Raw genomic sequence first — 24,235 nt, forward strand, 5'->3', positions numbered from 1 at the left:
GAAGCCGTAGGAAGTTGAAACTCTTCCCCAATTAGCTATGCACTCACGACATCAACAGCAAGCCGTTTGCACTGAACGAATACTCTTCTTTCTTCCCAATGATAACATGGTCATGAACGACCAAACCCAGAGTTTGGCAGGCACCCAGTATTCGACCCGTCATGTCGATATCGGCTTGGCTGGGAGTGGGATCACCGGATGGATGGTTGTGGATGAGAATTATGGAGCTTGCGTTCAATTCTAGTGCACGTTTAACAATCTCGCGCGGATAAACTGGTACATGGTCGACCGTACCGCGCGCTTGTTCTTCATCGGCTATGAGCACGTTTTTCCTATCCAGAAACATAACACGGAACTGCTCGACCTCACGATGCGCCATGGCGGTTCGGCAGTAGGTGACCAGCGCCTCCCAAGATGACACTACGTCCCGTTTCATAACCTGCGCCTGCGCCATTCTGTGCCCGAAAGCCTCAACAACGCGCAAATGATAATAAACCCAGTCGTTTGCGCCCTCGACTTGCAGAACACGATGCTTTGATGCGGCAATAGCACCGTTCAGGTCTCCGAACTCGGCCAAAAGGCGCTTTGCCAGTGGTTTGACGTCGATCCTGGGGATAGCGTTGAACAGCAGCAGTTCCAGAAGCTCATACTCGGGCATTGGCTGGTGACCACCCTTGAGAAAGCGCTGCCTCAGACGCTCACGATGCCCCCAGTAATGAGGGCGCTTGGCCCCGTCATCCCTTTTGACTAAGCCGCCACCAGCCGCGTTTTTGGGTGACAGGCGGTCCCGATAAACAAATGATGGCGGGTTCGCTGGTTCCACAATTGCATTAGGCGGAGGGATGCGTGCGTCCAAATCCTCTAGACCCTGTAGCGCATCCTCCGAAAAGCCGGTTTGACCATCGAATTTGACCAGCTTTCCAAACCTCTTCTTATCCCCATTAATGACCTGCCTTAGGTGCTCGACCAAATGGCGCTTCATATCTGCACTCGCGTGATGTCCCAATGAGTCGAACATGAGAGGTTCTTGGTTAACGGATGGTAAACGCTGGAGTGTTCAGGTGATGCCGACCACCCTAAGATTACCCTAAGGTTTAGATTGAATGTTGCCGTTTCGTTCTTGCCCTGAGAGGGGTTTTATGATACCTAATTATTGCACGGCCTCAGAAGCCAAAAATCAATACAACCGCAGGAAATGCGGCTTCGTTTGAACTTCTGAGAGGCACGTAAATGCAATCAGCACAAGAAATCGAAAAGGCCCTTAAGCAGAAGGCACAGCGCGTCCTGCCTTCTGATGAACTTGGACAGGACGAATTCGAAGAAATGGCCGGTGAAGCTGCGGCGGGCCTGATCCGCAGCGGCGACGTTCAATACTGGCAACTCCATGGAACGTTCGGAGTCTTCACGCAAAGCACCATTCTGGGTGTCTGGCAATTTGAGGTTCATTTTGATGAGGCCCGACTGGGTGATGATCCTGCAGTTGAGGTCAAATCAGTCCTGACAGCGTTCTGGGATGCAGAGCAGCCCGAGTACATCACAGCGCACACCACTACGGCGTGGCCAGCCGTCTACCTGATGCAGCAATCCGGTTTTCAGAATGTGGGCGTTCTGCCTCTTGCTGATGGACCGCTAATCACTTGGGGGTGGCGCAAATGTCATTGACGCAATCCAAGGCATGCGGAGCCAAACTGCCCGATGGCACTCGGTGCATGGCAACCCCTGTCGAGGGCAAAACACGCTGCCACCGACATGGTGGCACTTCGACAGGGCCGAGAACACCAGAAGGACGGAAACGCAACTCAGACGCGCTCAAAGCGCGCTGGCGGGAAATTCACACAGCATTGGCCAAGGCCCAAGCCAGGGGCCGAACAGATAACGAGGCGCAAACATGATTGGGCAGACAAACAAAAAGCAAACCGGGTTCGTTTTCGGCGGTGACTCCGGAATGAGTTACGAGCAACTGCAGACAAGGCGGCGGATTGCAGAATCCTTAGCGGCCAACATGGGGCGAACACCACGAAACATAGGCGAAGGGCTACACGCCATCGGCGATGCGCTGGCGTATCGCGGCATGATGAACCGGATCGAGAAAGGCGAAGCCCAAGGCAAGGAAACAGCAAAGGGAATGATTGCAAAAGCCCTAAGCGGTCGGGCTTCCCAGTCGCAAGACTTCGGTACCGCACCCGCGCCAACATTTGGCCTTACGTCTCGTACACCCGAGCAAGAAATCGGCGATGATGCTATGGCCGCGCTTGGCAAGGACAATGCCATGTCCAACGAAGGACGTATATTGAAGGGCCTGACAGATAGAGGCTTGCCTGAGCATGTTGCGCAGGGGTTCGTGATGAACTTCAAGGATGAAAGCGGATTGAATCCTGGCATTAACGAGGTAAATCCGATTGTGCCTGGATCGCGTGGCGGGTTTGGTATCGCTCAATGGACGGGGCCGCGCCGCAAGCAGCTTGAGGCGTTCGCAGCCCAGCAAGGTAAGCCGGTATCGGATTTGGATGTTCAGCTAGATTTCCTGATGACTGAGCTTCAGGGGTCGGAGGCCGCAGCAGGGCAAACCATTCTTAGCGCCCGTAATGCGCCAGAGGCGGCAACGGCCATCGTGAACAGTTTCTTGAGGCCCGCAGAAGAACATCGCGCGCGCCGCGTTGCTCAATACGGTGAGGCCACGGCAGAACCGCAACGTTCGGACTTCAGCGCATTCTACGAAGCGCTTTCCAGCCCGTGGATAAGTCAGGAACAGAAAGCCATGCTGATGGCCGAACTTGACGACCGCAGGGCAGCGGATGACCGGGCTTATGACCGCTGGGCGCAAGCAAATGATCCAATGCGTGTATTGCAAATGGAAAAAGCTCATCTTGAGCTTGAGCAGATGCGCAACCCGCAGCCGGGGTTCTCTGTTCTAACGCCTGACCAAGAAGAGCAGTACGGGCTTGATCCGGCTGGTACCTATCAGCAGGGCGCTAATGGCAAAATTTCACAGATTGGCGGCGGCGGCACGAATATCAGTGTCAACACCGGCGGAGAGTTGGACCGCTACCTTTACGGCTCGGACGCGGGATTGCCGACTGGCTGGCGACTGGATCGAACAACTGGTGAGGCAAGTCAAATTCCCGGCGGTCCTGACTTCATCGAAACTCAAGAAAGCGCAGGCAAGGAAGCTAACAAGGACCGTCAGGCAAAATTGAAGCTGGGCACATCGCTTACTTCGATTGGACTGAATCTGGCTGAAATCGAGGATGGTGGATTGCCGGTAACGGGGGCCGTTGGTGACGCTCGGCGGACATGGCTCGGTCAACTTGTCACTGGCTCGGACGCTGTGGATTTCGGTAACCGCACAAACCAGGTCACGGACTCTGCCGCGTTCGCTGAAATCCAGAATATGCGCGATAATAGCCCGACTGGTGGCGCGGTGGGTCAGTTGACCGATAAAGAACGGACTTCAATCGGTAACGCAGTTACGGCGTTGAATAACTCTACGAGCGCCGAGGAATACACCCGAGCGGCCAAGGCTTATCGCGAACTGGCTCTGAACCTTGCGTTTGGCGAGGGCCGGTGGCGAATGCTGTATGATGGATCTTTCGAGGCCGTTCCAGAGGGGGCGACACAGCCGACAATCACGCAGCAGGCCAGCGGAAACGCTCCGCAAGTTGGAACTATCGAGGATGGTTATCGCTTCCTTGGCGGTGATCCGCAGAACCCTGAAAACTGGGAGCAAGTGAACTAATGGCCGGACCATGGGGAAAATACAAAAAGCCTCAAGGGAAACCTTGGGAGAATTACGCCGATAAGGCCGAAGCAGCGCCCAAAGGGGACGGCTCTACAGTCGCCCCCTATGATCCATCTTTGTTTGAACGCGCTATGACTGCCCTACGCCAAAGCGGGATTGTTCCCCGTGCCAATATTCGGGATTTCGAAAGCATCGGCGCAGGCGCTCGGAACGCCGTTGATACCGCCCTGTTTGGATTTGGGGACGAACTCCTGGCGGCAGGAAACACGGCCACGGGGATAGGTGGCGAATTCGGCGATTTCTCAGGCAACCTTGAGCATCAACAGGCGCGCTCAATGGCAGCAGATGTTCACCACCCAACTGCGTCAACCGTTGGCGATGTGGCTGGCCTTGCAACAGGTGTTGCCGGTGTTGGCAAACTCGGGTTGAGCATGGCGGCTAGCGCAAAAACTCCGGGTAAGTTGATTGCTGGCTCGGCTGGCGACGGCTTGCTGTATGGTAGTATTGCCGGTGCTGGTCACACAGATGGTGACTTGTCGGAGCGGGGCATGGGTGCGCTAGAGGGTGGTGCAATTGGCGCTGTCGCGGGTGGCGGCACTATGAGCGTTGCGACCGGAATCCCTGCAACGAAAAACTTTATGGCCCGCCGAGTGGGCAAACCTGCCTCACAGGCGAAAGCGCGCATTGCGCAGGCTCTTTCACCGGACACAGCGGCTAAACTGGATGAACTCGGACCCGATGGCATGCTGATAGACGTTCTGGGCGAACGTGGGCGGGCTCTGGGGCGCTCTGCGGCCAATTCCAGCCCGGAGGCCCGCGAAATGCTGGAAACCGCCTCCAAGGCCCGTATGGCGGGCCAGAGCGACCGTTTGACCGATAGCCTGTTGACTGCGTCCAGGATGGATCAGCCGCAATCCGTTGATGACTTGGTGAGCGCCATTCGCAATCGCACACGACCGAGTATCAATGCCGCTTATGACGAGGCCCGTTCATTGGGGCATGACATCGACATGTCGGCCTTTGATGACTTGTTTCAAAGCGACACTGGGCGCAAAGCTTTGCGAGAGGGTCAGCGTCTCGCGCGGGATCGGATGATTGCAGAGGGCGTCACGGGTGAACCCTCCACGCTGGCGGTTCTGGATGAAGCCAAGAAGGCACTGGACGACATGGCGCGGCCCGCTCTGGGCCAGAGTCAAAACAATCAGCAGTCTATCGCGGGAATGCTGTCCAAACAGGTGCGTCAACGAATTGATAACCTCATGCCTGAGTATGGCGGTGCACGAGAACTGGCCGCAAGCGCTCACAAGCGGGTGGATGCCATCAACATCGGCGCTGAAGGTGCAAAGCCGCGTGTATCGGCGGACTATGCCCGGCGCGCTGAGAAAGCAGCGGTTGCGCACCCTGACGAAGTGGCTCAGGGCTACGCCTCGGGCAAGATAGACGCGTTGCAGAACCGCAGAGACACGCCGGGCGCTGTTGATACCCTGTTTGGCCCACGTCGCCAGCAAGACGCCATGCAAGCCGCTCTGGGGCCAGACGGTGCTAATACTGTACGCACCCAGATTGCCAATGAACGCACCTTTGCAGACACGCACAGAGCTCTTACGGGCAATTCCACGACTGCCCGGCAGTTAATTGAGCAAGGCTTGGTTGGCACAACAGGTGCGGGTGCGGGTTATGCGGTCACTGGGGATTTGCAGGGCGCTGGTGGCGGAGTTGCTGCTGCGCTGCTGGCAAGACGCGGAGGCGCTGCGGCGCTCAATCGAATGAAGGCGGGTAGAGAGGCCAAGGTGGCCACTGTGCTTGCTGAAATGCTGACGAGGTCGGGTGTTCCAGCGCAGGTTCAGAACACAATCACGAAAGCACCGAACAAGATGAAGGAAATGATTGTTCGCGCTTTGATGATGAACGCAACCGGGCCTCAGTTTAGCCCAGAGTAAAGGATATAGGCCCCGTATAGCGCGGGGCCTACAATCCCTATTACCCCAGCAAAACTCAAAGCGCCCCAACCGAGTAATGAAAGCCGACGGTCAGTGTCATTGGCCACAGTCCAAAGTGACCAGCAGATAAACCCGAACACCGACGCAGAGGCCGCAACCACGCAATAGAGTTGGAAAATAGTCAGATCCGCTACAGTCATGCCAATAACATGAGTACCATGGCTCAACCTGTAAAGCCTCAAATTTGATGGTATCAGGATCGGGCGAAATAGTAGCAAGATAAGTCTGTGCCTTGAATTGGCATGCGATAAGATAAACAATGAGTGCAATGAATTTTTTGCAATAGTGCCTGCGTTCTCAGGGGTATCAGATGAGCGACCGTCAAGTCTTGGTTGAACAAGGAGCCGGGATTTGTGCTTGGGGATTAGGGGCGTTAGGTATCACGGTGGGAAACCAATTGGTTGCACCTATCGCGGTAACCGGTGCTGTTATTTATGAAAATCTCACCAACAATCCAAAGTCGCGTTCTAGAGCTGCTGTCAAGCAAGCGTTGAAGGCACTAGAGGATCACCCTGAGATCCCGGAGAGCAGTATTTCCGCCGCTGCTCAACTGTTTAAAGAGCAAGAACGCAAAATCGGCCTAGATGTCGAAACTCTGAAATCAGCAAGCGCACGGAGCAACTTCCCCAACGCACTTTACGAAGCCGTCTTTGCTGGCGTTTCAGTTCCGAAAGACGACTGTGTCGAACAGGTGATCCGTCTAGTATTATCCGCGACGTATGAAGAGATGCGGAAAGAAACGAGTTTTGACACGATTTTCCAGCAAGAAAGCTTGAAGGCAATCGAAGCCCAAATCAGGCACAGTCGCAATGATATAAAGGAGATAAAAGCGTTACAAAAAACTCAAATTCAATTGTTGAAGGATCTGTCTAACCGCGTTGATGGGTTTCCCGAAGCTGTCACTCCAGCTAATCACCTATCACTCGAAGAACTGAAAGCTTTGGCTGCTGCGTTTGATGAACACGCTCTCGACCAGAAACCCGCTCTCGTCGAGTTCCTCACTAAAAAAGCAGAAGATTACCGGAGCTTTAAGACCGAAATCAAAACCATTGGCAAAAATCACAAGCGATTGTCCAAATTAAAGGGCGCTGCTCAAGAAGCGATCGAAAGACTAGATTTCGAGGAGGTAGAAGAGATACTATCCAGTGTCCAGCAAATTGAATTGGAAGAAGCGGCAAGGACCGCTGAGATTCGCGCCAATAATGCATTGCTGAGAGGAAAAGTGCAGCAAGCATTCAATTTGTTGTTGTCTAGCGCGAATAGCTTCGACGCGATTGACCCTAAGGAGCGTATTAAGCGTCTTCTGCATCAGTATTGCGATGTCTTAAGGAACCACGCGCTTCGTTACGGAGGTCCAGGATTACACTACGCCAATAGGTTGGTAACACCATTACTTGATGAAGACAGTGTACTCAACGATGAACAGTTGCACTTGGATGCACTTTGGTGGAACGCGCTTCTTTACTACGAACAAGGAGTAAGAAGCGACGGAGAGGTGGGTATGGAGCTTCTCAGAAATGCTATTTCGCAGTTTCAACAAGCCTTGGTTGCGGCAAAGAACACCGAAGACCACCAGCAAACTGCGCTATTGAGACAAAACCTTGGCAACACCCTGCAGCAACTGGGTGGAAGGTTAAGGGGGGTGGAAGGTGTGCGTCTTTTGGAAAAGGCCGTTGTCACGCATAAAGAGGCACTTGCGGGGCTAGACAAACTGGAACGCGCTCAAGAGTGGGGAAGAGAATGCGTAAATGCCGGGAATACCCTCTTAGTTCTGGCTTCCATGTCCAGTAGTGAAGCCGCAATATCATTGATTTCAGAGGCCATCGACTACCAAAGCAGTGCTTTAATCGTCTTTTCTCCAGAGCAGTTCCCTGAAGACTGGGCGAAGCTTCAGCACAACATCGCGCTCTCTAGAATTTCACAAGCTGCGCAGAGTCAGGGTGCCGCTTCGGTTGCTTACCTCAATATGGCAATAAGCGCGCTTCGATTAAGTTTGGAAATCCGAACAATAGAGAGTCACCCTATAGCCTGCGCAGATTCAAACAAAGGTCTTTCGGAGGCCTACTTTCGATTGAGCGAGCAAGCTAATTCTGAAGACCGGCGTCAACTTCTTGAGGTGGCTCTATCGCATATTGAGGTTGCACATAAAATTTACGATTCTGAAAACCTAAGCTACTATTTCAATCACTCTGTTGATATGCGTGACCGCATCGTTGCAAAACTTGATGCTATTTGAATCTGCTAAACAACACACGAAGAATAGTCCTGAATTAGTTGGTGCTTGGTTCGGAGCCCAGAGGTATTCAATTTCCCGTAGTGCCGCGCGGTAGTCATTTGGGATTCCTGAGTTTTCGGGTTCGACGAAGCAAAGGCAAGAAGTGCGGTATCAAAGTCCTTCCCCCCTTAGATTTCTTTAGCACTGCCGCTGCGGGCCTGATCCAAACCACGCTGGATGGACGGGCTCTGGGATCATTTTCCGTGAGTGCCAACCCGCAGCGACAGGACGCATGTAAGAGTTTCGAATTGAGACGTTAGGGGGAAGAAAACAGCAGCTTGCGTCATATTTTGACCAGCCAGTCAAAAAATCAAGCCATAGTTGACCTTTGCGTCAATCTCTTAATGGTTGCGACTGCAGCAGTGACGCTACGTCAGAATAGTCGCGCTAATTCTAACGCTGACGAAATCGACCGTCAGCTTTGGGAGATTGACGAAAACCTGATGCGGTCGGAACTGACCCCGACACAGATGGCCGAGCATCTGGCGAAGCGAAAGGAACTTTGGGCGGCGCATGCAGTTTCACGACAAGTTGTCGCGAAACTTAAAGGTTGAAGGCCAGAGAGGTTTGCTGGTGACACAACCGCCAATTCTACGGACATGAAAAGGGGGCGTACTCACCACAAGCGCGCCCCAGGGACAGGGAGGAATGTGAAAAAACCTGCGCTCTCAACACAACATGAGCGCTAACTCTTCAACTGTACCCAATATGGCTGATTCCGCAGGGGCGGTCAGTGAAGCGGGTTACACAAGCAAGTGTTCTTTTAAATTCAAGCACATGGCTGATAGAAAGCTGCTAGTTACAGGCTGATTGCCCTGCATACATCCCTACGCCCGCGCCCGCTGCTGTCGCCAGGGTCTTGCCTGTTCCGCCACCGAACCGATTTCCAACCACTCCCCCAAGAGCAGCGCCACCAAGGATACCTGCAGCACAGCGAGCATCATGCTGTACCTGTGCCTGAGTTGGCGTCGTCGGCGCTCCGCATGCAGCCAGGAGCAGTGAAATTCCAAATGCACATGTCAACACTGCTTTGTTCATCTCGATTGCCTCTCAAATTACCAAATGAGTTATCTGAGTAGGTGGCTGGTGGCCGTCCTTTGTACAAGGCTTCAACACCAGTGCGAGTTGAGGTTAACCAAATTTTAACAAAGGAAATACTGGGGCAGTTTCCTTGTGCGGCGACTTAGCCGCTCTCAACAGCGCGATTTTCGTCAGGCCGACCAAATGCTTCATTTTGGGGCTCTCTTAAGAAGCGTCACCCCAACACCATTGGCTGTGTCACCCACATCCAGGAACTGAATGCCTTGGGCTTCAAGAGCTGTTTGAATAGCCTTGATGGCTTTGTCTGCCGGGAATGGTGAGCCTGTACCTTCAGCCCGTTTAACCGTCATTGATGAGACTCCAGCGGCCTCCGAAAGGGTCGCTTGAGAGATATCTAACAGTCCTCGTGCAGCTCGAATTTGCCCGGAAATGAATTTTTGCTCTTGTTCCAATTTAGAACATTTCCTATGTTACTTTTTAGAACAATATCACAACCGGAGGAAACAGCAATGTTTGAACAACGCGCATGCGCGAACAATGCGTCTGTGCCTAAGGCCAGAGACGAAATCGTAACCGACGCGTTGACCCTGAAAGGGCTGACGAGCGCGTTAGATGCCTTGACATGGCAAGGGGTTGAGCATGGGGGATGGGCCAGTGTCGCCGCCCTGATCCGCACCATCAACACACAAGCAATCGAGTTGTCTGACGCCATTGCCCGCCTGCCTGAAGAAGCCTGAAAGGAGCCATCATGATTGACCGCCGTACCTTCATCCAGTCCGCGCCTGTTACAATGGTCGCGTCTGCTTCTTTAGCGGCAGAACCTGACCGAATAGACTACAACGCCGCTGCTGAGCGAGTGCGCTATTTTGCAGGCATCATTGGCAGGGACGCACCGCAACAGCTGCTTGACATTAACGACGCTCCATCGCTCGAATTGCTGACCTTCTGTGACGAAACCGGCATGTCACTGGATTGGGTCTTTCTGGGCGACCTGAAACCGATGGTGCTTGCCACCTATCGCGACCGCACCGGTGCACCTGCTGACGGGACACCGATTGAGGCACTGTACGCGCGTTGGGAAAAGGCAAACGCGAAATACAACCGCCTTGCCGACGAGGGCGAAGCCCTGCTCAAAGCAGCCCATGCTGCTGGCAACCCCGATGCTAATTTGAATGACCGGGACCATGAACGCAGGTTTGTCGATCCGGCCTATCTCGCGATGGTGGAAATTGAGACCCAAATAATGGAGCAGCCCATTGAAGGCCCGCGCGACTTAGCCGTGAAAGTGGTTATCGCCCTGCGCGTCGAAGGTGCCCACGACGACGAGCAATACCGCACCTTGAACACAGACGCGCTGCGCCTTCTGAGCGTCTGAGATATGAAAGGGGGGAGAAATGCCGGACTTTCCAACAAACCTAACCGACATGAATGAGAAGCCCATCTCTGACAACTTGGTTGATGAAATCATTGAGCGGATGAGCGAGCTTGATGTCGAAGACTCTGCGCTAATGGCGTTGAAAATCTATGCGCTGCATCGAAATGATGAAAAGCTTAACGAAGGCCTAGACAACTATGCTCTCACGCCCAGGCAGGACAAAGACGATGTGTCATGCGAAATCGATTTTGACTTGCTCGCACGTTTGAAGTCGATATGCGGCGAGAACGAAGTATTGAACTGGGGCCGCGTGATTTGTCATAGCGCTATGCGCGGCGACGAACGTCGTGTCGAAGCAATTCAGGGTTTGATGCGTTGCCGGGTTGCAAACTGAGGCTGCGCAGCACTGGGCGCGGGACTACCTGCGCCCGTTTTCTTTTGTGAGATTTGATATGAGTTGTTACAGCGTCAATCGGCATTGGTCCGACCAGTTCTTGCCCGAGATAAAGAGCATCATCGGCAGTCACATCCTACAGGCTGCGCCAGATCCGCTGGACCACTTTCAGGCCACCGACTTGTTGATGTTGGACGCCAAGGACATGCGCATTGCCGCCAGGGTCAGGCGGCACGGATATGCTGCCAGATACCCGCATCAGTTCACCATTAGGGCCAAACTGCCAACTGGCGCTGAGACCGAGCTATCCAAGATTGTAAACGGACACGGAGACTGGATGTTCTACGGCCATGCGGGGCCTGACGGGCAAACCATCTTGAATTGGTGGTTGATTGACCTACGAGCGTTCAGAGCAGCGCTGATACGGCACAGGACAACAGGTGCTCGGCTTCTCATGGGCGACAAACGCAATGCAGACGGTACGTGTTTCAAGTGGTTCGACATTCGGTCGTTTCCGAAGGAGCCGCCATTAGTTGTGGCCAAGAGCATAGGCAATCCAAACTGACTGCCCCAGCCCAACAGGAAGCCGCCCCTTGGACCGGGAGATTTCGTTGTTATTAAACTCCGCTGTTATGGCTACGTTAAGCCTTGTAGTTCTACAATGAGGAGTAGAGAGCTGGCTGATACCCGAACCATAAGTTTGCTAACGCTTTTACCCGCGTTAATGACATTGGCAGGATGCCACGGCGATAATTCTCAGGCTCAGTGGGAATCCGGTACGAGCAGAGCCCCGTCATCCACGCCCACATCGATACCTGAAAAGCCTGTTTCCATCGGTATGACGAGGGCTGAAGTTCTTGAGATTCTTGGACCTCCCAAAGAAACTGAAAAGGCAACCATTCGCCCGGCCATATGTGATTTTTTTGCGATAAATGACGGCGGTTCCGAAAGACATCTAATAGTCTTTTACTTAGACGAAATCGCCAAGAGCGTGGTCTGGACATCTCCCCAAGGCTGTTACCTCATCATTGAGTAAGTGCTTCTGAGCGGACAAAGCGCATTCGAACCGCTGCATAGTCGGGAACAGCACAATCACGCCATACTGCCTGGACATGGACGATGTGAACGAACACCATCGTGAACTAAGCTGAATGCCCCAGCTTGCAGCCGGTCCAGCAACGGGTCAGTTATTTCGTCAAGGACCTTTTGTTGACGGTGTATAAAAGTGAACCCCGGACTATCTAACTTGGAGCTTGGTGATTTTGTGAAACTGATTTTAACCTATGAGGGTGAACTCCCTTCCCTCCAAAACAAAAAAGGCAAAAGGGGCAACGAGAGGCTACATGCCATCCGACAGCAGTTTCACCCGCAATTAAAAGAACATTGGCAAACGGACAAGTTCCTCAGCAAATGGGCAATAAGCCCAGTTTCCTTTGAACTTCAGCACCCACAGCTCCCAAGACCAGTCTTAAAGACTTCGACTAACGACAAACCTGTTCCTATGGTCGAGTTGTTGCCCGAAGCATACAAGGCCGGTGGATTTAGATTTTTGCCGTTGGTTCGCGATAAACTGCATCTCCACTGCTCGTTGGACATTTTGTTTCTCAGACGCGATCCACCGGGCTCTATCACTAATCATGGTGATATTGATAACCGGATCAAAACACTTATCGATGCCCTCCGATTGCCTGACATAAACCAACTGTCTGACGGAATGAAGCCTGAGAGCAGCGAAGACCCGTTTTATGTACTGATGGAAGACGATACGCTTCTGACGCGGCTGAACGTCGAAACGCAAAGACTGCTGACACCCGCAACTTCCCCCAATGACAAGTCAGTGAAACTCGTAATTCATGCTGAGGTAAAACCGTTCTACTACACGATGACGAGCCTTTCATTCGGGTGACTTGAACAGACCGTTGTTCGCCCCTTCCAGCCTGCAGTAAAGAATCGGCGTTTTTGATGGTTTCTGATGGATGCCGATACGTCGTCACCAAGTTAGGCGCTGTTTCCCGGAGAAGGGCCTTAGGGCAGATTAGGTGCAAAAACTGTGTGCCTTGTCCCCCATATGTCCCCCAACGCAGATATTGCAGCGCAGATACGGGCGAGAAATACCTTGCAAGTCATTGATTTTGAAGTGGTGCCCCCACACGGACTCGAACCGCGGACCTACTGATTACAAATCAGTTGCTCTACCAGCTGAGCTATAGGGGCACTCATAACTTTGCCTTGTGATCATGCGAGATCCATTCTTGTCTACGGATCAAGCCAATCGCGCGGCTATGTTACAAAGTTCAGGCGCAACTTGGGATACAATTCTTGATGTTCCTTAGGCCGCGCCTGACTGGATGAGCAGGCATATATGGCAAAATTTTCAAGCTCGCAACCCGCTAATTCACCGGCTCGGAAACTCTGTTCTCCAGCTCTGATTTCCACCTTTCAGGCATCAAGGATGCAAGCGGATCATCCCTGTCAAACCCACATATGTAGAACCAGAAATCCGTTGTTGGCCTATGCCGAAGGGACGCAAGCACGACTGCGTTAGCCTTGGGCGGCAATCCCTACGATCAACAAATTGCGCTTTGTATGAAGGTAGCCAGGAAACCACTAGAACTGGGTTCGATCAGAGCCGTATGACCTCAGACATGGTCTGATGGCCCAGATGATCACTCCCCCGGATATAAAGGATTCACCGGGCGCCTTCTTCCGTCCCAGTCTCCAAGAATCAGGCCATGACCGCTTTCAAATTTTCGACCTATATATTCGCCATATTAGCAATTTGACTGTATTGATCGCAGATTGTAACCCAATCAGCATGACCGCCGGATGGAAGGACATATAACGATGCAGGTGGCCATCCACGCCGGTGCGCACTTCACTGACGAAGGCGGAGTGCTCGGGCTGCTCAAAGCGAACACGCAGGCTATTGGCCAGAACGGGGCAACCTTCTGGGGGCCACGTGCCTACAAGAATACCTTTCGGCCCGCCCTAGGGCCAATTGGCGACCGGCCTCCTGCAGAAGACACAATTGGACGTTTCCAAAACCTGATCCCTAAAGGCCGGTCTCTGGATCGCGGCATACTGTCTTGTGCCGATTATATCGGTGAACCCGCCACTGCCATTATGGATGGGCAATATTACCCGCATGCCGGCAAACGGATCGCGCAGATGGATCAGCTTTTTGCGGACGCATCGGTCGAGCTATTTGTGAGCCTGCGCAATCCCGGAAGCTATATCCCCAAAGTCCTGATGTCCCTCTCCGAGCCCGAGCGGAAACGGGTAATGACGACCACCGATCTCAGCTGCCTGAGCTGGCTGACCATGATCGAAGACCTGCGCGATCTGGCGCCGGAAGTGAACATTACATTGTGGAGCAACGAGGATTCACCCCTGATCTGGGGCGATATCGCGCGTGCTCTGGCCGGATTTCCGGAAAGTGAGCTTTTGACGCAAGAGCACGGCCTGTTGTCGTCGCTCGTCTCCGAGGCGGGGCAGCACGAAATCCGGCAGCTGGAACAACTGAACCTGCCCCCGAATGACCCTCAGATGAAGGCTGGTCTGGCGGCGATCTTTCAGGAATACGCGCTGCCGGACGAAATTGAGGAAGAAGTTGACCTGCCCGGCTGGGATCAGGATGTGGTCAGCGCCTTCACAGAGCTTTACGAACAGGATCTGGCACGATTGCAAACCATGCCAGACATTCGCTTTCTGAAGCCCTGAGAGGATGCGCTACATGCCCAGCGCTTCTTTGTACATCTCCAGAACCGCCTCTTCTTCGGCGATATCATCCTTGTCGCGCTTGCGCAGCGCGATGACTTTGCGCATCACTTTGGTGTCGTAGCCTTTTACCCCCACCTGGCTAGGGTCAGGATTCATAACCAGTAGATGACGACGGCTGCGAGCGCGATGGCCGAGAGGAAGACCTTGGGACACCTGTCGTAGCGGGTTGCCACGCGTCTCCAGTCTTTGAGCCTGCCGAACATGATCTCAATGCGGTTGCGCCGTTTGTATCGGCGCTTGTCGTATTTCACGGTCTTCTTGCGCTGTTTTCGTCCAGGGATGCAGGCGCGTATCCCTTTGTCTTTCAACGCATCTCTGAACCAGTCGGCGTCGTAGCCTCGGTCTCCGAGCAGCCATTCGACCTTTGGCAAACCGCCCAGCAATGCCCGTGCGCCGATATAGTCACTGACCTGTCCGGCGGTGATGAAGAGGTCGAGCGGTCGTCCCTGGCTGTAGCAAATGGCGTGAAGCTTGGTGTTCATACCACCTTTGGTCCGGCCAATCAGGCGACCGCGCCCCCCTTTTTAGCGGCCATGCTGGTCGCTGTTCGATGTGCCTTCAGGTAGGTCGCGTCGATCATGACTGTCTTCTGTTCGCCGTGCTCGGCAGCTAGCCCCACCATCATCCGCGCGAATATGCCCTTTTCGCTCCAGCGCTTCCAACGGCTATAAAGCGTCTTGTGTGGGCCATAGGCTTCAGGAGCGTCGCGCCACCTTAACCCATTGCGGTTGATGAAAATTATCCCGCTCAGAATCCGCCTGTCGTCGACCCTTGGCTTACCGTGCGACTTTGGAAAGTAGGGTTTCAGACGCGCCATCTGTGCGTCGGTCAGCCAGAAAAGATTGCTCATGTCACCGCTCTGTTTTCGGAGCCGTGAATCACGCAGCGCTCGGGAAATCAATGCATCCTGACCCTAGACGTCTCCTCCATCAGATTGTTAACGGAGTACGGCTAATGACCGATGTAGATATCTCAACCTTGATGGAGGTTGCGGCCGGGAAGCACTCTGGTAATCCAGAAATCTTTGTTGTTCAGGATGTAAGCGCGCAAGACCGGAAGGAGGTCAGAAACTTGTTAGCGCGCTTTCGAGACGAAGAGAGACTGATCGGGTTGGGGCTGCAATGCGACGGCGGAGACATAGTTACTCCTCAACAAGCCGAAATTGTCTTGAAGAGTGAGCTTAACGCATTGGAGCGATTGCTGACCCTTGCGAACACCAGTTCTTGAACTTTAAATTCACAAAAAACCAGAACTTCGAGCCAAAGCTTTGACAGTCGCATAAGCAATGACTTTGTGGAAGTTAGGACGATCACATCATTCGAGAACAAGGATGAGGTCTTCATCAACATGGATTGGTACTTCAGCAAGCTTCGCGTGGTCTCGTTTATCGTTGTTAAACCAAACGTCATCTACCGAAACCTAACTCGATCAAGTGCCGTACGCCCAAAAGCTACTATAACAAACTTCGTTTCAACGTGCGAAACAGCTCAAAAGAACATGAGGCAGTCAGTCCAAAAAGCCCGAAGCCGCAATCAAGTCAGCGGTCGCACCACTACAGGCCATGGGCACGTCATAAACAACGGCAAGTCGGCTCAAGGCTTTGACATCAACGTCATGGGGATGAGGCGACAAAGGATCTGTGAAGAAAATCAAAAGATCAATCTGTTCTTCTGCGATCATTGCTCCAATTTGTTGGTCGCCTCCGAGAGGACCGCTCTTTGTTACGTTGATCTGGAGTTGAGAACATCTCTCTTGAATAATGCCGCCTGTCGTCGCTGTAGCAAAAATCTTGTGGCGTTTCAGTTTGGTTTGGTTGTTGAAGACCCACGTGGCAAGAGTCTTCTTCTTCAGATCATGCGCGATCAGAGCAATTTTCTTGGGCTTCGGTTTTGACACGACACCTATTCCTTGAGTTGCGAGGTCAGTTGCGCTCGGCTCTCGATCTCTTTCCAGTTTTTCGAAGCGACCAAGTCTTTGGGAGCAATCCATGAGCCACCAACACACATAACATTATTCAGACTAAGGTAGGATTTTGCTGTTTGCGGAGTGATACCGCCTGTGGGACAGAACATCGCCTTTGGTAATGGTTCACCCAGTGATTTGAGCGCGGCTTGCCCTCCGCTGGCTTCGGCGGGGAAGAATTTCTGTGCCATATAGCCCTTTTCCAACAACGCCATCACCTCGCTTGCGGTGGCGGCGCCGGGCAAGATCGGCAAATCCTCGGCTTCGCACGCAGCCAGTAGGGAATCCGTCGCGCCTGGTGATACTCCGAAGGTCGCACCCGCTTCCTTTGCCGCTCGAACATCCTCGGGTGTTCGCAGAGTTCCCGCACCAACCACCGCACCCTTGATCGTAGCCATCTCAGAAATCGCCGTTAGCGCATCAGCGGTGCGCAAAGTTACTTCAAGCACCCTGAGCCCACCGGCCAAGAGGGCTTGCGCGAGTGGGCCTGCATCTTCCGCGCGCTCAACTTCCAGAACCGGGATAACCGGACATAGCTTCCAGATTTCCACCAATTGCTCGCTTTTTGGCTGGGAATGATGGCTCATAACTTGCCTCCTTCGTGCCGAAGCAATGCAAGCACAGCCTCACGTTTTGGGATCGACTTTGCGGCACCATGGCCTTGAACGGACAAGGCGGCCGCCGAGGCGGCATAGATCGCGGCTTCTGAAACAGTGCGGCCCTCGATCAATTGCGAAAGAAATGTGCCATCGAAGCAGTCTCCGGCGCCGCTCGCATCGACGGCTTGAACCTTCGGCGCAGGAATGTGCCGCACCTCATCCTGAAAGGACACCAGAACACCCTCTTCACCCATGGTCAGTGCAATAATTGATGGACCAAGATCCTTAAAACATCGAATAATGCCGTCCGGCTGCTCCAGACCCGTCAGAACGCGCGCGTCATCGAGGCCAGGTAGCAGAATGTCCACCTTTTTGATGGTTTCCAGAATGACCCGGCGGGCTTGCTGTAACGGCCAGAGTTTTAGTCTTAGATTTGGATCATAAGACACCCGTCCGCCACTGAGTTTTGTTTTCTCAATAGCTTTTTCTGTGGCCGCACGGGTGGTTTGGCTGATCGCCTGGGATATGCCCGAAAGATGGACAATCGGGACATTTTGAAAGACCTCGTCGCGAAGGTGTTCTGGTCCAAGTTGTGATGCAGCCGAACCAGCGCGGCGGTACTCAAATTGGTGCTCGCCGTCGCTATGAGTGATGAGATAGAGACCGGTCTGACCATCAGCCAACGTTTCGACGTAGTCATCATTGACGCCTTCCATACGCCAGAAGTTCCGAATCTCAGAACCGAATGGATCATCACCGAGGAAGGATACAATTGCTGAACGCACGCCCTGCCGCGCGGCCGCAACTGCCACGTTAGAGATGTCGCCTCCAATTCCAGACTGCCATTGACCCGGCCCGACGTTGCTCAGCTCGAACAGTGGTTCTCCGACACAAATGAGATCTATTTCAGCCATTCCAGTGCTCAATGGTTGTTGCGCAAAGAAAACCTGCGCGCGATGTCTTGGTACTCGGGGGCACCTTTCATCACCATGCCTTCCGAAAACTGCGAAACAGTGCTTCGGAAAATTTCCTGCCAAGGTGACTGGCTTTCCGGGACAGGATAGCCGCCGTCTGCTTCAAGTTGCTCGCGTCGTTCGGCAAACTCCTGCGGCGTAAGAAGCGCATTGACCGTTCTTTCACGTAAATTCACACGAATTCGGTCACCGGTTCTTAGAAGTGCAAGGCCACCGCCATCTGCGGCTTCAGGCGACGCATTCAGGATCGAAGCTGATCCCGAAGTGCCCGATTGCCGACCATCTCCGATGCAAGGCAGTGCGCGAATACCCTGCTTTATCAGGTAGCTCGGCGGCCGCATGTTAACCACCTCGGCACCGCCAGGATATCCTTTGGGCCCGGCCCCCCGCATGATCAGAATGCAGTTCGCATCTATACTCAATGCGGGATCGTCTATCTTCGCGTGAAAGTCCTCGGGCCCATCAAACACGATTGCGCTCCCTTCAAAAGCATCGGGGTTTGCCGGATCTGACAGGTATCGCTGACGGAACTCTGCGTCGATAACGGATGTTTTCATCAGCGCACTGTCAAACAGATTGCCTTTGAGGTTCAGAAAGCCTGCGTTGAAAAGCAGAGGGTCGTCTGCGGATCGGATGACATCGCGGTTGGTGGCAGTTTGCCCAGTATAGTTTTGGGCCATGGTTTTTCCGTTCGCGCCCTTTGCCTCTGGGTGCGGAAGCAACCCGGCTTCCAGCAATTCAGAAACGACCGCAGGAACCCCGCCAGCGCGAAAGAAGTCCTCACCCAAATATTCACCGGCGGGCTGCATGTTCACGAGCAATGGGACTTTGAAGCCGAACCGTTCCCAGTCGTCGTTGCTCAACTCAATTCCCAAGTGGCGCGCGATGGCGTTCAGATGAATCGGGGCGTTGGTCGATCCACCTAACGCGGACCCGACCACAATTGCGTTTTCAAAGGCCTCACGCGTCATAATATCACTGGGACGGATATCTTCACGGACCATTTCGACGATACGTAAGCCAGTGGCATAGGCCATCTGTCCACGCTCTCGGTAGGGCGCCGGAATGGCTGCGGATCCGGGCAGTTGCATCCCCAGCGCTTCAGCAAGGGAATTCATCGTGGACGCCGTGCCCATCGTGTTGCAGTACCCTACGGACGGAGCAGATGCCGCCGCGATTTGCAAAAACCCTTTTGCGTCGATTTCGCCTGCGGCGAACTTTTGCCGCGCCTGCCAAATGACGGTTCCCGATCCCGCTCGCTCGCCTTCATGCCAACCATTCAGCATCGGTCCCACTGAAAACGCGATAGTCGGGATATTGACTGTCGCAGCCGCCATCAACATAGCTGGAGTTGTTTTGTCACATCCGATTGTGAGAACAACGCCGTCTATTGGATAGCCATACAGTGTCTCGACCAGGCTCAGGTAAGCAAGGTTGCGGTCCAGCATCGCCGTTGGCCGCTTGCCCGTTTCCTGAATAGGATGAACCGGAACCTCCAGTACGATCCCACCCGCTGTGCGGATCGCTTCACGCGTGCGGTGCGCCAACTCCAGATGGTGTCGGTTACAAGGAGATAGATCGCTCCCCGTTTGTGCGATGGCGATGATGGGACGATCAGATGTAAGTTCTTCGATTGTTAGCCCGTAGTTCAGGTAGCGCTCAAGATAGAGGGCCGTCATCTCGGGGTCGTCAAGATTGTTGAACCAGTCCTGTGACCGCAGCTTTGTTTTTTTCATTTCATGCCTCACCAGCGACCGGTTACACCGGGGAACGCAATCAGGATCGCCAGCGCCAACACCTGCATTGCGATGAAGGGCAACAAGGAACGGAAAATCTCTCCGAGCGATATTCCCTCGGGCGCGACTGATTTCAGATAGAATGCGGCCGGACCAAACGGTGGAGACAAAAAGCTGACTTGCATATTCATTGCAAAGACCACGCCAAACCAAACCGGATCCAGACCAAGGTCACGCACGATGGGCACAAAGATTGGCATCGTCAGCAAAGCAATCCCGACCCAGTCGAGGAACATGCCCAACACAAACAGGATCAGCATCATCAGCAGTACGATGACCGTAGGGTTCTCCGAGACGCCGACGATAAGTCCCGAAACAAAGTTGATGCCGCCCATCAAGTTGAATACGCCGACCAGAGCGGATGCGCCGATACCGATCCAGACGATCATACCAACGGTCGACAAGGTTTGCAGCGCAGCGCCCTTTAGCAATTCCCACGAAAATTCTCCGCGGATCACAGTAGACAGAGCAACACCGAACACGCCCATTGCCGAGGCTTCAGTAACTGATGCAATCCCTCCATAAATGGACCCGAGAACGACAACGACCACGATAATCGGGAGTATCAGCCCCTTAAGCAGGCGCAGCTTTTCTTTGGTTGAAATTTCATCGGGTTCCGGTACTGGCGCGACTTCGGGGTTGAGATAGGCCCGAACCAGCACATAGGTGATGTAGAAGGATGCCAGCATGAGGCCCGGCAGGAATGATGCAGTAAACAGGTCGCCAATCGAGACACTTGCGGTCAAACCGTAGATGATCAACACGATGGAGGGTGGGATCATTGTCCCAAGCGCTCCACCGGCGCAGCATACGCCGATAGCAAGTCGTTGATCATACCCCAAACGCAGCATTTGCGGCAGCGCCAGAAGGCCCAACAGGACGACTTCGCCACCGATGATGCCTGACATCGCGGCAAGAACAACAGCCACAAGCAATGTTTGGATGGCAACACCACCGCGCAGCCGACCGCCGACCACACGCATCGCGTCAAATAGATCCTTTGCGATGCCTGAGCGGTCCAGGATCGATGCCATCAGCACGAACATTGGCACCGAGACGAAAACAAAGCTGTTTACGAAGCTGAATATTCGCGAGGTGATAAGGGGAACCGCCATTGGGCCGAACCACCCAAGGGCGAAGATCAGGGCAACAAGCAGGGTCACGAACGCCAGCGGCATGCCCGTCAGCAACAACCCTAGCAACATGACGAACATGACTAAAGTTGCCCATTCAATGCCCATGGCCTTGAAGTCTGTGAGCAGTGACAAAAATTCCATGGATCAGCCGTCCTGTTTTCTAAAGTAGTTGAAGGCGAGGACCGCAAACTGGACAGCAAGCAGTATAAGAACGACGAACAGAAAAACTTTTACCAATCCGGCGGTGGGCGGGTCCCAGGCACTGCCGGTTGTTTCGAGCCGGAAATCACCCGCAGGGGTCCAGACGGCCCGGACCACACTCTGCCATGACGCCCAAGCAAAGAACGCACACGCAAAACTGCAAATGAGCGATATTACGACGTCAAAAACCCGGCGTTTCTTTGGACTAATCAGGTCATAGATCAGCACAACCCGAATGTGCGCGTTGCGTGCAGCTACGTAGAGACCGCCAAAGATAAAGGAGCTTGCCGTCAGGAAAATCACGGTCTCATGCGCCCAAATCGTGGGGCTATTGAAGACGTAGCGAAGAAGTACTTCGAGAAAGAGAATTGCTGCGGACGACAGAATTGCGACTCCAAACACAATTCCCAGTGTGTTTACTGCCTTCCCCAGGAACCCCGCTTCGGGAATTGCGCCGGTTGAGCCTGCCCTTTTGGGCGTGTGTTCATCACTTTGATTTGCCATTTCTACCCCTCCCCCAAAGGCGAAAAAAAAGCCCCCGATAAAACCCATCGGGGACGTTATGCTCGATTTTGGCTTTTAGTTCAGCAAACCGTTTTCGTTGAGGTAGGTGGTCAGGGCTTCATAGACCTGCGCGGAAGCTTCCGAAGAACCAGCCGCCGCTTCCCACTCGCCCTTTGCGATTGCGCGGAAGCGCGCGCGTTCCTCGGCCGACCAATCGTGGACGGTTACGCCTGCTTCAGCGGCTTCGGCGACGGCGACGGCATCCCGCTCGGCCAAAGTGCTGACCTGCATCCGCGCGAAGTCAGAGACGCTCTGTTCCAAAGCGGCCTGAATATCGGCAGGCAGCGAGTCCCAGGTGTCTTTGTTTATGCTGACCTCAACCAGCGGCATCGAGTGGAAGCCCGGATACACAGGGTGCGTTGCGATGTCATGCATGCCCTGCTCGTGGTTGGTCGAGAACACAGTGTAGTCGGCCGCGTCGATTACACCTTTGTCGAGCGAGGTGAACACCTCACTGCCCGGCAGATTCACCGGAGCCGCACCGGCCGCTGCGAACACACGTTGCACCATGCCTTCCGGAGCACGCATTTTCAGACCCGCCAGGTCATCCACGCCGTTCAGCGGGACTTTGGACAAAAACGCTTCGAGGCCAGGAGTGGTGGCTCCGATGAAGTGCAGACCATAAGGTTCAAGCAGCGAGTTCATAAGCTCTTTGCCACCGCCGTTCTCCATGAAGTCGAACATTTGTTCTGGGTCTGACCATGCACCAACCGGGTTGGCGATGAGGCCGAACGCCGGCTCTTTGCCTGCAAAGTATGATGTGTCGGTAAAGTGGCCGTCCAGAATTCCGCCCGCCACGGCGTCTTGGGTTTCGGTGTGCGCGACGATTGTGCCGACGGGAAGCAGTTCGATGGCGACCTTTCCACCCGTCCGTTCACTTACATCTTCAGCCCAAGACTGTTGAAGAATGAAGTTCGCATTGCCCGCCGGGTCCGAAGACTGGAAGCGGAAGCTGTAATCCTGAGCCGCGGCCGCTCCGGCCAAAGCTACACCGATCACCGTCAGCGCGGTGAGTTTTGTAATGTGACTACGCATGTTTCCTCCCAAAGATGGTCTAGCGTTTAGATTCGACCGTAAAATGATTGCGCAACCATTCTTGTAATGATTGCGCAATCATTTGTCAACTATTGCAGAGCATACGTTTTCTGTTATGTACTTAAAGCATGAGAAAAACGAAGGAAAAGAGCAATATTACCCTCATTGATGTAGCCAATGCAGCGGGTGTTAGCGCAATCACTGTTTCACGTGTTTTGCGAACACCTCATGTCGTGTCAGCAAGGTCGCGTCAAAAGGTTCAAGCCGCAGTCGACCAGCTGGGGTATGTCCCTGACGCCGCCGCTTCAGCGCTCGCCTCCAACCGTACCGACATCATCGGTCTATTGATCCCATCGCTAACAAACAGCGTGTTTTCAGATGTCATTCGAGGCATATACGACGAAGTTGAGGATAAACCCTATTCCATCCAGATCGGTAATATTCGCTACAGACCGCTTACTGAAGAAAAGCTGATAAGAAGGTTTTTGCGTCAAAAACCAGCGGGCTTAATCGTGTCGGGGTTGGATCAAACCAAGGTGTCCAAAGACCTGTTGCTTGCCGCGAGCTGTCCTGTCGTCCAGATTATGGATTTCGACGAAGACGCTGCGGGCAATATGATTGGGTTTTCTCACTTTCAGGCGGGTGCAGCAGCTGCAAGGCATTTGCGAGATCGCGGTTACGAACGAATTGGCTTTTTGGGTGCGCGAATGGACCCGAGAACGCAACGACGCCTTGCAGGTTTCGAGAAGGAACTGAGCAACAACGCCAGTCTCTTTTCTTCGGATCGAGTCGTTGTCACGTCCGCGTCTTCCTCCGTAACTCTAGGCACCGAACTGTTGAGCGAACTTCTTGCGCGTGCCCCTGATTCAGATGCCATTTTTTGCAACAACGATGACCTTGCCATCGGTGCTTTATTGGAGGCACAGCGACGCGGCATCCGTATTCCGCAAGATCTGGGCATCTGCGGTTTCAATGACCTAGAAATGAGCAAACACCTGAGCCCTGGATTAACTTCAATTTCAACGCCCCGTTATGAGATAGGACGCAAAGCTGTCAGTACGATTGTTGACGCGTTGGAGGCAGAAACGGTCGAGTTGAATACGAAAGTTGACCTCGGTTTTGAGATGGTTTCGCGTGGCTCCACAAACAGAGAGCTCCTTTAAGGGCTATTTTATGCACGCAACACAATTGTATCACCATTGATGCGGCCAACTGTGTTTTGTGGTGGCCTTTTGGATTTAGACGCAGAAGCGAATAGCTGGTTCACCAATAGTCCACCAATGTGCAAATTGGTGCGACCAATGGCAGGTACGAGTCAAAAATCAGCCGATGCCGGCTTTCCAGCGGTTAACTGAAATTTGTGT

General features: G+C 53.5%; 25 protein-coding genes, 1 tRNA gene and 1 pseudogene. 14 read left to right on the forward strand and 13 right to left on the reverse strand.

What is annotated here, in order from left to right:
• Positions 1-43: 43 nt before the first annotated feature.
• Complete coding sequence (gene radC / locus ACR3E4_RS01830; RefSeq protein ID WP_480536100.1) at positions 44-982, reverse strand: RadC family protein; 939 nt, start codon at positions 980-982, stop codon at positions 44-46.
• Positions 983-1,230: 248 nt separating this feature from the next.
• On the opposite strand from radC, the gene ACR3E4_RS01835 reads away from it, so the two are divergent.
• From ACR3E4_RS01835 to ACR3E4_RS01860, 6 genes are all read left to right on the forward strand, one after another.
• On the forward strand, positions 1,231-1,662 hold the full coding sequence (locus ACR3E4_RS01835) for a hypothetical protein (RefSeq protein WP_480536081.1): 432 nt from the start codon (positions 1,231-1,233) through the stop codon (positions 1,660-1,662).
• Positions 1,653-1,892 (forward strand): HGGxSTG domain-containing protein, encoded by a 240-nt coding sequence (locus tag ACR3E4_RS01840; protein ID WP_480536083.1) that lies wholly within the window; start codon positions 1,653-1,655, stop codon positions 1,890-1,892. The genes ACR3E4_RS01835 and ACR3E4_RS01840 overlap by 10 nt, the downstream gene beginning before the upstream one ends.
• Positions 1,889-3,736, forward strand: a complete 1,848-nt coding sequence (locus ACR3E4_RS01845) for a phage tail tip lysozyme (protein ID WP_480536084.1) — start codon at positions 1,889-1,891, stop codon at positions 3,734-3,736. The genes ACR3E4_RS01840 and ACR3E4_RS01845 overlap by 4 nt, the downstream gene beginning before the upstream one ends.
• A 134-nt stretch (positions 3,737-3,870) precedes the next feature.
• Positions 3,871-5,679 carry a hypothetical protein gene (locus tag ACR3E4_RS01850; protein WP_480536086.1) on the forward strand — a complete coding sequence of 603 codons (1,809 nt, stop codon included), beginning with the start codon at positions 3,871-3,873 and terminating at the stop codon, positions 5,677-5,679.
• Positions 5,680-6,049: 370 nt separating this feature from the next.
• A complete protein-coding gene (locus ACR3E4_RS01855; protein ID WP_480536088.1) occupies positions 6,050-7,975 on the forward strand; it encodes a hypothetical protein in 1,926 nt (641 codons plus the stop codon).
• A 317-nt stretch (positions 7,976-8,292) separates the two neighbouring features.
• A complete protein-coding gene (locus ACR3E4_RS01860) occupies positions 8,293-8,568 on the forward strand; it encodes a hypothetical protein (RefSeq protein ID WP_480536090.1) in 276 nt (91 codons plus the stop codon).
• A gap of 241 nt (positions 8,569-8,809) precedes the next feature.
• Here the strand turns inward: ACR3E4_RS01860 and ACR3E4_RS01865 are convergent, their stop codons facing one another.
• A complete protein-coding gene (locus tag ACR3E4_RS01865; protein ID WP_480536091.1) occupies positions 8,810-9,052 on the reverse strand; it encodes a glycine zipper 2TM domain-containing protein in 243 nt (80 codons plus the stop codon).
• A gap of 191 nt (positions 9,053-9,243) precedes the next feature.
• Positions 9,244-9,507: a helix-turn-helix domain-containing protein gene (locus ACR3E4_RS01870; RefSeq protein ID WP_480536092.1), complete on the reverse strand. Its 264-nt coding sequence runs from the start codon at positions 9,505-9,507 to the stop codon at positions 9,244-9,246.
• A 57-nt stretch (positions 9,508-9,564) separates the two neighbouring features.
• Between ACR3E4_RS01870 and ACR3E4_RS01875 the strand changes: the two genes are divergently transcribed.
• The 5 genes from ACR3E4_RS01875 (at position 9,565) to ACR3E4_RS01895 (ending at position 12,730) form a co-directional block, all read left to right on the forward strand.
• Positions 9,565-9,792: a hypothetical protein gene (locus ACR3E4_RS01875; protein ID WP_480536093.1), complete on the forward strand. Its 228-nt coding sequence runs from the start codon at positions 9,565-9,567 to the stop codon at positions 9,790-9,792.
• Positions 9,793-9,803: 11 nt separating this feature from the next.
• Positions 9,804-10,430, forward strand: a complete 627-nt coding sequence (locus tag ACR3E4_RS01880) for a hypothetical protein (protein ID WP_480536094.1) — start codon at positions 9,804-9,806, stop codon at positions 10,428-10,430.
• 19 nt (positions 10,431-10,449) lie between these two features.
• A complete protein-coding gene (locus ACR3E4_RS01885) occupies positions 10,450-10,824 on the forward strand; it encodes a hypothetical protein (protein ID WP_480536095.1) in 375 nt (124 codons plus the stop codon).
• 58 nt (positions 10,825-10,882) lie between these two features.
• Complete coding sequence (locus tag ACR3E4_RS01890) at positions 10,883-11,389, forward strand: hypothetical protein (RefSeq protein WP_480536096.1); 507 nt, start codon at positions 10,883-10,885, stop codon at positions 11,387-11,389.
• 681 nt (positions 11,390-12,070) lie between these two features.
• Positions 12,071-12,730 (forward strand): hypothetical protein, encoded by a 660-nt coding sequence (locus tag ACR3E4_RS01895; protein ID WP_480536097.1) that lies wholly within the window; start codon positions 12,071-12,073, stop codon positions 12,728-12,730.
• A gap of 232 nt (positions 12,731-12,962) precedes the next feature.
• Here ACR3E4_RS01895 and ACR3E4_RS01900 read toward each other — a convergent pair.
• Positions 12,963-13,038 (reverse strand) — tRNA-Thr (locus ACR3E4_RS01900).
• Between the two features lie 612 nt (positions 13,039-13,650).
• Here ACR3E4_RS01900 and ACR3E4_RS01905 point away from each other — a divergent pair.
• Positions 13,651-14,544, forward strand: a complete 894-nt coding sequence (locus ACR3E4_RS01905) for a hypothetical protein (protein WP_480536098.1) — start codon at positions 13,651-13,653, stop codon at positions 14,542-14,544.
• A gap of 9 nt (positions 14,545-14,553) precedes the next feature.
• Here the strand turns inward: ACR3E4_RS01905 and ACR3E4_RS01910 are convergent.
• A pseudogene (locus tag ACR3E4_RS01910) lies at positions 14,554-14,670 on the reverse strand (GapR family DNA-binding domain-containing protein); the annotation flags it as partial.
• A gap of 26 nt (positions 14,671-14,696) precedes the next feature.
• Positions 14,697-15,454, reverse strand: a protein-coding gene (locus ACR3E4_RS01915; protein WP_480536684.1) for an IS5 family transposase whose coding sequence is annotated in 2 segments (ribosomal slippage) — positions 14,697-15,130 and positions 15,130-15,454 — 759 coding nt in all. Because the reading frame shifts where the segments join, the coding sequence is not laid out codon by codon here.
• 104 nt (positions 15,455-15,558) lie between these two features.
• Here ACR3E4_RS01915 and ACR3E4_RS01920 point away from each other — a divergent pair.
• Entirely contained in the window at positions 15,559-15,831 is a 273-nt protein-coding gene (locus tag ACR3E4_RS01920) for a hypothetical protein (protein WP_480535965.1), read from the forward strand.
• 279 nt (positions 15,832-16,110) lie between these two features.
• On the opposite strand, the gene ACR3E4_RS01925 is transcribed toward ACR3E4_RS01920, so the two are convergent.
• The 7 genes from ACR3E4_RS01925 to ACR3E4_RS01955 all read right to left on the reverse strand — a co-directional run bounded on the left by ACR3E4_RS01925 (position 16,111) and on the right by ACR3E4_RS01955 (position 22,871).
• The gene (locus tag ACR3E4_RS01925; RefSeq protein WP_480535964.1) at positions 16,111-16,500 is read right to left on the reverse strand and encodes a methylglyoxal synthase; all 390 of its coding nucleotides are present in this window, start codon (positions 16,498-16,500) and stop codon (positions 16,111-16,113) included.
• Between the two features lie 5 nt (positions 16,501-16,505).
• Complete coding sequence (gene eda, locus ACR3E4_RS01930) at positions 16,506-17,153, reverse strand: bifunctional 4-hydroxy-2-oxoglutarate aldolase/2-dehydro-3-deoxy-phosphogluconate aldolase (RefSeq protein ID WP_480535962.1); 648 nt, start codon at positions 17,151-17,153, stop codon at positions 16,506-16,508.
• On the reverse strand, positions 17,150-18,079 hold the full coding sequence (locus ACR3E4_RS01935; protein ID WP_480535960.1) for a sugar kinase: 930 nt from the start codon (positions 18,077-18,079) through the stop codon (positions 17,150-17,152). The genes eda and ACR3E4_RS01935 overlap by 4 nt, the downstream gene beginning before the upstream one ends.
• 8 nt (positions 18,080-18,087) lie before the next feature.
• Positions 18,088-19,875 carry an IlvD/Edd family dehydratase gene (locus tag ACR3E4_RS01940; RefSeq protein ID WP_480535958.1) on the reverse strand — a complete coding sequence of 596 codons (1,788 nt, stop codon included), beginning with the start codon at positions 19,873-19,875 and terminating at the stop codon, positions 18,088-18,090.
• Positions 19,876-19,883: 8 nt separating this feature from the next.
• Positions 19,884-21,212 carry a TRAP transporter large permease gene (locus tag ACR3E4_RS01945; RefSeq protein ID WP_480535957.1) on the reverse strand — a complete coding sequence of 443 codons (1,329 nt, stop codon included), beginning with the start codon at positions 21,210-21,212 and terminating at the stop codon, positions 19,884-19,886.
• Positions 21,213-21,215: 3 nt separating this feature from the next.
• Positions 21,216-21,776, reverse strand: coding sequence for a TRAP transporter small permease subunit (locus ACR3E4_RS01950; RefSeq protein ID WP_480535956.1), 561 nt, complete (start codon positions 21,774-21,776; stop codon positions 21,216-21,218).
• Positions 21,777-21,851: 75 nt separating this feature from the next.
• Complete coding sequence (locus tag ACR3E4_RS01955) at positions 21,852-22,871, reverse strand: TRAP transporter substrate-binding protein (protein WP_480535955.1); 1,020 nt, start codon at positions 22,869-22,871, stop codon at positions 21,852-21,854.
• A gap of 128 nt (positions 22,872-22,999) precedes the next feature.
• Here ACR3E4_RS01955 and gntR point away from each other — a divergent pair, with 128 nt between their 5' ends.
• Positions 23,000-24,034 carry an HTH-type transcriptional regulator GntR gene (gene gntR / locus ACR3E4_RS01960; RefSeq protein WP_480535953.1) on the forward strand — a complete coding sequence of 345 codons (1,035 nt, stop codon included), beginning with the start codon at positions 23,000-23,002 and terminating at the stop codon, positions 24,032-24,034.
• The last annotated feature ends 201 nt before the right edge of the window (positions 24,035-24,235 follow it).

It is taken from the genome of Ruegeria sp. AP11, from assembly GCF_056535865.1.

Excerpts from the sequence above, each read along its gene's own strand:
- radC (WP_480536100.1), bottom strand. The coding sequence starts at position 982 with ATGAAGCGCCATTTGGTCGAGCACCTAAGGCAGGTCATTAATGGGGAT.
- ACR3E4_RS01835 (WP_480536081.1), top strand. The coding sequence starts at position 1,231 with ATGCAATCAGCACAAGAAATCGAAAAGGCCCTTAAGCAGAAGGCACAG.
- ACR3E4_RS01840 (WP_480536083.1), top strand. The coding sequence starts at position 1,653 with ATGTCATTGACGCAATCCAAGGCATGCGGAGCCAAACTGCCCGATGGC.
- ACR3E4_RS01845 (WP_480536084.1), top strand. The coding sequence starts at position 1,889 with ATGATTGGGCAGACAAACAAAAAGCAAACCGGGTTCGTTTTCGGCGGT.
- ACR3E4_RS01850 (WP_480536086.1), top strand. The coding sequence starts at position 3,871 with ATGACTGCCCTACGCCAAAGCGGGATTGTTCCCCGTGCCAATATTCGG.
- ACR3E4_RS01855 (WP_480536088.1), top strand. The coding sequence starts at position 6,050 with ATGAGCGACCGTCAAGTCTTGGTTGAACAAGGAGCCGGGATTTGTGCT.
- ACR3E4_RS01865 (WP_480536091.1), bottom strand. The coding sequence starts at position 9,052 with ATGAACAAAGCAGTGTTGACATGTGCATTTGGAATTTCACTGCTCCTG.
- ACR3E4_RS01875 (WP_480536093.1), top strand. The coding sequence starts at position 9,565 with ATGTTTGAACAACGCGCATGCGCGAACAATGCGTCTGTGCCTAAGGCC.
- ACR3E4_RS01880 (WP_480536094.1), top strand. The coding sequence starts at position 9,804 with ATGATTGACCGCCGTACCTTCATCCAGTCCGCGCCTGTTACAATGGTC.
- ACR3E4_RS01885 (WP_480536095.1), top strand. The coding sequence starts at position 10,450 with ATGCCGGACTTTCCAACAAACCTAACCGACATGAATGAGAAGCCCATC.
- ACR3E4_RS01890 (WP_480536096.1), top strand. The coding sequence starts at position 10,883 with ATGAGTTGTTACAGCGTCAATCGGCATTGGTCCGACCAGTTCTTGCCC.
- ACR3E4_RS01905 (WP_480536098.1), top strand. The coding sequence starts at position 13,651 with ATGGAAGGACATATAACGATGCAGGTGGCCATCCACGCCGGTGCGCAC.
- ACR3E4_RS01920 (WP_480535965.1), top strand. The coding sequence starts at position 15,559 with ATGACCGATGTAGATATCTCAACCTTGATGGAGGTTGCGGCCGGGAAG.
- eda (WP_480535962.1), bottom strand. The coding sequence starts at position 17,153 with ATGAGCCATCATTCCCAGCCAAAAAGCGAGCAATTGGTGGAAATCTGG.
- ACR3E4_RS01935 (WP_480535960.1), bottom strand. The coding sequence starts at position 18,079 with ATGGCTGAAATAGATCTCATTTGTGTCGGAGAACCACTGTTCGAGCTG.
- ACR3E4_RS01940 (WP_480535958.1), bottom strand. The coding sequence starts at position 19,875 with ATGAAAAAAACAAAGCTGCGGTCACAGGACTGGTTCAACAATCTTGAC.
- ACR3E4_RS01945 (WP_480535957.1), bottom strand. The coding sequence starts at position 21,212 with ATGGAATTTTTGTCACTGCTCACAGACTTCAAGGCCATGGGCATTGAA.
- ACR3E4_RS01950 (WP_480535956.1), bottom strand. The coding sequence starts at position 21,776 with ATGGCAAATCAAAGTGATGAACACACGCCCAAAAGGGCAGGCTCAACC.
- ACR3E4_RS01955 (WP_480535955.1), bottom strand. The coding sequence starts at position 22,871 with ATGCGTAGTCACATTACAAAACTCACCGCGCTGACGGTGATCGGTGTA.
- gntR (WP_480535953.1), top strand. The coding sequence starts at position 23,000 with ATGAGAAAAACGAAGGAAAAGAGCAATATTACCCTCATTGATGTAGCC.